This window comes from Streptomyces sp. NPDC057428, from assembly GCF_042803195.1.
Classification (GTDB): Bacteria; Actinomycetota; Actinomycetes; order Streptomycetales; family Streptomycetaceae; genus Streptomyces.
In genome coordinates this window covers 37,425-43,461 of sequence record NZ_JBHVCT010000059.1, presented here as the reverse complement: position 1 = coordinate 43,461, position 6,037 = coordinate 37,425, and the positions used below count along the sequence as shown (strand labels likewise).

Here is a 6,037-nt window from a genome sequence, read left to right as displayed (position 1 = left end):
CTGACCGCCCACACCCCAGCCGTTGACCACCGGTCACCGGCCGTCACCCCATGCCCGAAACCGTCACGCAACGCGGTCACGCTGAATGCTTACCTGCGCGGCGTCGACGCGATGGTGTGCAGTATGCGCAACTTGATGCGGGCGCCCTGAGGTCTGCGCCTCTTGATGACGCGTTCCTTCCTCGGCCAAGTTCGAGGCCCATACTCCGCTTGTGAATAAGCGTCGCGTGCCGATCAAGTGGTGGACTGGGGCAGAGCTTTCCGTGATCGTGAACTCTTCACAGAAGGACAGTTCTCATGACCAAGCGAAGAATTGCAGTTGCTCTGTCCGTGCTCGGTGTCGTCGTGCTCGTCGGTGCCGCACCGGCACTCGCTTACCAGACGGCGACACTCTCCGGCACTGGACAGGCCCGCGTATACGACAGCTCCACCAGCAGCGCCACGGTGGGAGCCTGGGACAGCACTTCGGACTCCAATCCTGTCTACAGCTCGTACTACCGGTCCGCGAGCTCCGGCACACTTCGGAATCTTTGGAACAAGCAGGGCAGCGGCACCGAGTCGTACTCCGGCACCGGAAGCTGGGTCATCAAGGCCAAGATCTGCGAATCCCAGATAGCGCAGCCGGACGACTGCTCCGTGTACGTGGCCATGAGCCACTGACGTAAGTGCGCTGAGTGGGATCGGCCACCATACGGGTTCCCTTCAGGCAGATCCTCACAGCCCGTGATCTGGTCACGGGCTGGCGACCGACCGGCTGAGAGAGACCGAGTGATGCAAGTCAGTTCCGTGCTGGAAGTCCGTGAACTCCACTATTCCGTGGCCGGCAGAGCGCTGCTCGACGGGGTGGACCTCGCCCTTCCTGCCGGTCGGTCGGTCGCCGTCACCGGGCCCAGCGGGACGGGCAAGAGCACGCTGCTCAACTGCGTGCTCGGGTTGATCCGTTACGACCAGGGTGAAGTCCGCATAGCTGGACGGGATTTGTCGGTGCTCAAGCCGCGCGCACTGGCCAGGCACCGGCGCGACACCATCGGCATGGTGTTCCAGTTCGGTGAACTGCTGCCGGAGCTAACGCCCGTGGAGAACGTCGCCATGGCCGCGCTCCTGGCCGGTGTGCGGCGAGCCGAAGCCTTCGGCCGGGCACGACAACTGCTCATTGACCTCGGTGTTCCCGTGGAGGGCACCCCGACCGCGGAGCTGTCCGGTGGAGAGCGGCAACGGGCGGCTGTGGCACGCGCATTGGTGAATCGGCCCGCTCTGCTTCTCGCCGACGAACCCACCGGGTCGCTGGATGCCCACAATCGCGAAGCTGTTGCCGAGCTGCTGTTCCCTCTTCCCCAGCGCTGGGGATGCGCGCTTCTGGTGGTCACGCACGACGAGTCGGTCGCTGCTCGCGCCGACAGCCGTTTCACCCTCCACGAAGGCCGACTAGTCGCCCGATCGGCGTCCCTTCCGCGAGCGGCCCGATGAGGGCCGGAAGCTCGCTGAGCCGCCAGCTGCTGCGTATGGGCCGCGCCGCCGGACACGGCTCGGCCGACGGTCGAATCCGCTTCGTGGCCTTGGCGGTTGCCACCTTCGTGCTTGCTGTGACCTGGGTGTCCGTGGTGGCAACCTGGGCTACGTACCAGGAGCGGACGGACCGCGGGGCAGCACGCACGCCCGCTCTGCGTTTGCATGAGGGGCAGGGTCCGGAGGAGGCGCCCCTGCGGCTGCAGTTCTTCCTGGACGACGTTCACGACCGGCAGGTCGAGGTCGTCTTCGTCGAGCCCGTGAGCCCCGACGCGCCGCTTCCTCCTGGCGTATCGCACTGGCCGGGGCCAGGCGAGTCGGTGTTGTCCCCTTCCCTGGTCGCCGACGGAGTCGGTGACCGCTACGGACGCGTGGTGGGAAGCATTACGACGGAAGGGCTTGCGAGCCCTGGCGAGCGCTACGCCTACGCGCGTCCGGCGGATGGAACGCTCACGGTTGAACACGCCTTGCTCGCCACCGGTTTCGGTTCCCAGGATGCTGGCGGATTCGGGGACCTGTCCGCAGTGCGTCCCTTCTCCGTCTTCCTCAGCCTGCTGATCGCCATGCTCGGCCTGCCTGCCGGTCTGTTCGCGGTGGTGGCCACCCGGCTCGGGGCCGCGGGTCGTGACCGACGCACCGCACTCCTCGGTGCGCTGGGCGCCTCGCGCAGGCAGCTGGCGCTGTTGAGCACAGGGGAGGCTGCTCCAGCTCTGCTGCTGGGTGTCGCACTGACCGCGCCACGTACGGTGCCAGCCGGACCGTCGTACTGGTCTCTCTGCTCGGCACGGTCGGGGCCCTGGCCACCCTGCCCGCGGCCATTGCGCTGTTGCTGTCCGCGGCAGGCCGAGGTGTGACAGCGCTGGGGCGCAGCCGAGGGCTGGCGGGGACATTGCTCGCGGGCCGTTGGACCCAAGGGCGCCCGGGCTATCTTTCACGCCTTGTGGCTGGAGTGGTGATCGCGGTGGGTCTGCTGAGTGTGGTTCAGGTGTATCCCAGCATGCACAGCGCTTCCGTTCAGGGGGCTCTGGCCATGCGGGAGCGGTTCGGACACAGCGTCCTCACCGTCCAGGTACCGCACACTGCCGAGGGCAGGAGCGAGATGCTGGCCGAGCGGTTGCCGCGAGGTGCCGAGGTGGCAGTGCTCGATTCGACGCTCGGGCTGGCGAACGGAGCCGGCGAGGTGAGGGAGACACCGGACGGACCCGTCAAGGTCCGACAGGCAGTCACGGTCCGTGGTAGCTGCGACGCCTTGCGCGGCTTGGGTCTGCAGTGCCCGAGCGGGGAGAGTGCCCTGGCCGTCCGGCTCTCGGAAGACACGCCGGTCCTCCGCGCGCTGCTGCCGGCTTCCGTCACACAGGTCGGCGTGAGCTGAGGCGCGCTCGCCGTCCGTCAGAGCAACGTACTCGTCGTGTACTCGCCCCGGGGCGAAGCGCTTCCGCTGGGAGAGCTCAAGAGCGACGCTCTCGCCGTTCTGGGCCCCGGTGCTCTCGTCGAGGGCGTCGGACAGGGGTGGATCGGAGGCGCTGCGCTGCTCTCCTCCCAGCTGCGCTGGGTGACGCTTCTCGGCGTCGTCTGGGTTGGGCTCGTGGCTTTGGCGGCCGCGCTGAACTGTCTCGCCGAAGTTGTGCGCTTCGCTCGCTCCATCGCGCCGGTATCCGTGGTGAGCGGCAGCCGACGGGTGTACGTGGCTGTGGCGGCCTGGACTCTCGCAGCGCCGCTGTGTGCTGCCGCCGTGCTGGGCGCGGTCAGTGCGGTCTGGGTCACTCTGCCGTACACGACACCCCCGAGGAACGGAGAGCTTCCGCCCCAGATGCTGAGCGCGGCAGTGGCGGTGCTGTTCGGCCTGGCCCTGCTCGTGGCAGGTATCGCCTCCCTGAGCGCCGTACGCGAATCGAGACGCTGGCGTCCCCGGCACGACTGAGAGAACGGACCGGGGCGCATGCGGGGGCTCCTGCGCCGGTCGTCCTGATGTGCCCGGCGGGTCCGGAGGCGGTGGCGGCCGGCTTGAGTGGCATACGACGCCCTCGGCCCGGACGCGCCGAGGGGCCGCGCACCGGAACTCCGGCGCGCGGCCCCTCACCCAGTCGTCACGCGGGCCGCAGCCACACCGTCGCCAGCGGCGGGAGCGTCAGCGTGATGCTGGTGTCCCGGCCGTGCGCCGGTACCGCCTCCGGCTTCAGCGGTTCCTCGTTGCGTACGTCGCTGCCGCCGTAGCGGGCCGCGTCCGTGTTGATGATCTCCACCCATGCCTCGGGGCCGTCCGGTACGCCGATGCGGTAGTCGTGGCGCACCACCGGGGAGAAGTGGGAGACCGCCAGCAGCGGTGAGCCGTCCGCGTCGTAGCGCACGAAGGAGAACGCGTTGTCCTCCGCCGCGCCGCCGTCGATCCACTCGAAGCCCGCCGGATCAGTATCGCGCTGCCAGAGCGCGGGCAGCGCGCCGTACACGGCGTTCAGGTCGCCCACCAGTGTGCGTACGCCCCGGTGGTCGCCGGAGGCCTCGTACGTCTCGTCGAGCAGCCACCAGTCGGGTCCGTGGCCCTCGGACCACTCCGCTCCCTGTGCGAACTCCTGGCCCATGAACAGAAGTTGCTTGCCGGGGTGCGCCCACATGAAGCCGAGGTAGGCGCGGTGGTTGGCCCGCTGCTGCCACCAGTCCCCGGGCATCTTGCTGACCAGCGCCTGCTTGCCGTGCACGACCTCGTCGTGCGAGATCGGCAGCACGTAGTTCTCGCTGTAGGCGTACACCATCGAGAACGTCATCTCGTTGTGGTGGTACTTGCGGTGCACGGGCTCCTTGGAGACGTAGACCAGGGAGTCGTGCATCCAGCCCATGTTCCACTTGAGACCGAAACCCAGGCCGCCGTGGTCGGTGGCGCGGGTGACGCCCTCCCAGGCGGTCGACTCCTCGGCGATCGTGACGACACCGGGGTTGCGGCGGTAGACCGTCGCGTTCATCTCCTGGAGGAAGGCCACCGCGTCCAGGTTCTCCCGGCCCCCGAACTCGTTCGGCGACCACTGGCCGTCCTCGCGGGAGTAGTCGAGGTAGAGCATCGAGGCCACCGCGTCCACGCGCAGGCCGTCGATGTGGAACTCCTCGCACCAGTAAGTGGCGTTGGCGACGAGGAAGTTACGGACCTCCGTCCGGCCGTAGTCGAACTCCAGGGTGCCCCAGTCGGGGTGTGCGGCCCGCCTCGGGTCGGAGTGTTCGTACAGCGGGCGCCCGTCGAACTCCGCGAGCGCCCAGTCGTCGCGCGGGAAGTGCGCCGGAACCCAGTCCATGAGCACCCCGATGCCCGCCGCATGCAGCGCGTCGACCAGGAAGCGGAAGTCGTCCGGGGTGCCCATGCGGGACGTCGGGGCGAAGAATCCGGTGACCTGGTAGCCCCAGGAGCCGCCGAAGGGGTGCTCCGAGACCGGCATCAGTTCGACGTGGGTGAAGCCCAGCTCCTTCACGTACGCCGGGAGTTGAGCCGCCAGCTGGCGATACGTCAGCCCTGGTCGCCACGAAGGCAGATGCACCTCGTACACGGAGAACGGGGACTCGTGGACAGGGCGGTCGCCCCGGTGCCTCATCCAGTCGGTGTCCTGCCACTCGTGGTGGGAGGCCGTGACGACGGAGGCGGTGGCGGGCGGAACCTCGGTGTACCGGGCCATCGGGTCGGCCCGCTGGGTGTGCGACCCGTCGGGCCGGCAGATGTCGTACTTGTAGGCCGAGCCCTCGCCCACGCCCGGGAGGAACAGCTCCCAGATGCCGGTGGAGCCCAGCGAGCGCATGGGGAAGGCGGTGCCGTCCCAGTAGTTGAAGTCGCCTGTGACGCGGACCCCCCGGGCGTTCGGCGCCCAGACCGTGAAGCGGGTACCACTGACGCCGTGGTGCTCCATCGGCGTCGACCCGAGCGCCTTCCACAGCTCCTCGTGCCGGCCCTCACCGATCAGGTGCAGGTCGAGTTCGCCGATGGCGGGAAGGAAGCGGTACGGGTCGTCCACCTCGATCGTGTTGTCGTCGTACGCGACCTGCAGGCTGTAGGTCCCGGGCACGGCGGGCATCGGCAGGATGCCGGAGAAGAAGCCGTCGCCGTCGCTCTGCAGCTCGGCGCGCTTGCCCCCGGCCAGCACGGCCACCGAGCGGGCGAACGGGCGCAGCGCCCGGAAGAGCACCCCGCCGGTGACCGGGTGCGCGCCCAGGACGTCGTGCGGGGCGTGGTGCTCACCGGCGAGCAGCCGGCCCCGGTCCGCGTCGTCCAGGACGGCGGCGGGCAGCGCGTTCTTGCTGCCCCCGCCGCGACGCGGGCGCGGCGGGGCACCGGTGGCCGCGGTGGTCCGCTTGGCGCGGGCGCGCCTGACCGGGGCAGGTGCCGCGGCGGGCTCGGTGGCCGGGGCAGGAGCGGCGGGCTCGGCCGGGGCGGCCGCCGTGACCTCGGTGGTCACCGGCTCTGCCGCGGGCGGGGCCTCGATGGGCTCGGGCGACTTGCGGGACGGCTTGCGGGCGGTCACAGAGACTGCCTCCTCGGAAGACTCGAAGGGGGGAGA

Annotated in this window: 6 protein-coding genes; 5 read left to right on the top strand and 1 reads right to left on the bottom strand. The window is 69.4% G+C overall.

The annotated features are described in order from the left end of the window. Window positions 1-296 precede the first annotated feature (296 nt). The 5 genes from ACFU5K_RS21855 (at window position 297) to ACFU5K_RS21835 (ending at window position 3,426) form a co-directional block, all read left to right on the top strand. Window positions 297-659 carry a hypothetical protein gene (locus ACFU5K_RS21855; RefSeq protein WP_384064217.1) on the top strand — a complete coding sequence of 121 codons (363 nt, stop codon included), beginning with the start codon at window positions 297-299 and terminating at the stop codon, window positions 657-659. 111 nt (window positions 660-770) lie between these two features. Next, complete coding sequence (locus tag ACFU5K_RS21850) at window positions 771-1,466, top strand: ABC transporter ATP-binding protein (RefSeq protein ID WP_384064215.1); 696 nt, start codon at window positions 771-773, stop codon at window positions 1,464-1,466. Further along, window positions 1,463-2,359 carry a hypothetical protein gene (locus tag ACFU5K_RS21845; protein ID WP_384064212.1) on the top strand — a complete coding sequence of 299 codons (897 nt, stop codon included), beginning with the start codon at window positions 1,463-1,465 and terminating at the stop codon, window positions 2,357-2,359. Before ACFU5K_RS21850 ends, ACFU5K_RS21845 begins: the two co-directional genes overlap by 4 nt. A gap of 143 nt (window positions 2,360-2,502) precedes the next feature. Next, window positions 2,503-2,877 (top strand): hypothetical protein, encoded by a 375-nt coding sequence (locus ACFU5K_RS21840; protein WP_384064210.1) that lies wholly within the window; start codon window positions 2,503-2,505, stop codon window positions 2,875-2,877. 36 nt (window positions 2,878-2,913) lie between these two features. Then, window positions 2,914-3,426 (top strand): hypothetical protein, encoded by a 513-nt coding sequence (locus ACFU5K_RS21835; protein ID WP_384064209.1) that lies wholly within the window; start codon window positions 2,914-2,916, stop codon window positions 3,424-3,426. A 166-nt stretch (window positions 3,427-3,592) separates the two neighbouring features. Here the strand turns inward: ACFU5K_RS21835 and glgB are convergent, their stop codons facing one another. Beyond that, window positions 3,593-6,001, bottom strand: a complete 2,409-nt coding sequence (glgB, locus tag ACFU5K_RS21830; RefSeq protein ID WP_384064207.1) for a 1,4-alpha-glucan branching enzyme — start codon at window positions 5,999-6,001, stop codon at window positions 3,593-3,595. Window positions 6,002-6,037 lie beyond the last annotated feature (36 nt).

Excerpts from the sequence above, each read along its gene's own strand:
- ACFU5K_RS21855 (WP_384064217.1), top strand. The coding sequence starts at position 297 with ATGACCAAGCGAAGAATTGCAGTTGCTCTGTCCGTGCTCGGTGTCGTC.
- ACFU5K_RS21850 (WP_384064215.1), top strand. The coding sequence starts at position 771 with ATGCAAGTCAGTTCCGTGCTGGAAGTCCGTGAACTCCACTATTCCGTG.
- ACFU5K_RS21840 (WP_384064210.1), top strand. The coding sequence starts at position 2,503 with ATGCACAGCGCTTCCGTTCAGGGGGCTCTGGCCATGCGGGAGCGGTTC.
- ACFU5K_RS21845 (WP_384064212.1), top strand. The coding sequence starts at position 1,463 with ATGAGGGCCGGAAGCTCGCTGAGCCGCCAGCTGCTGCGTATGGGCCGC.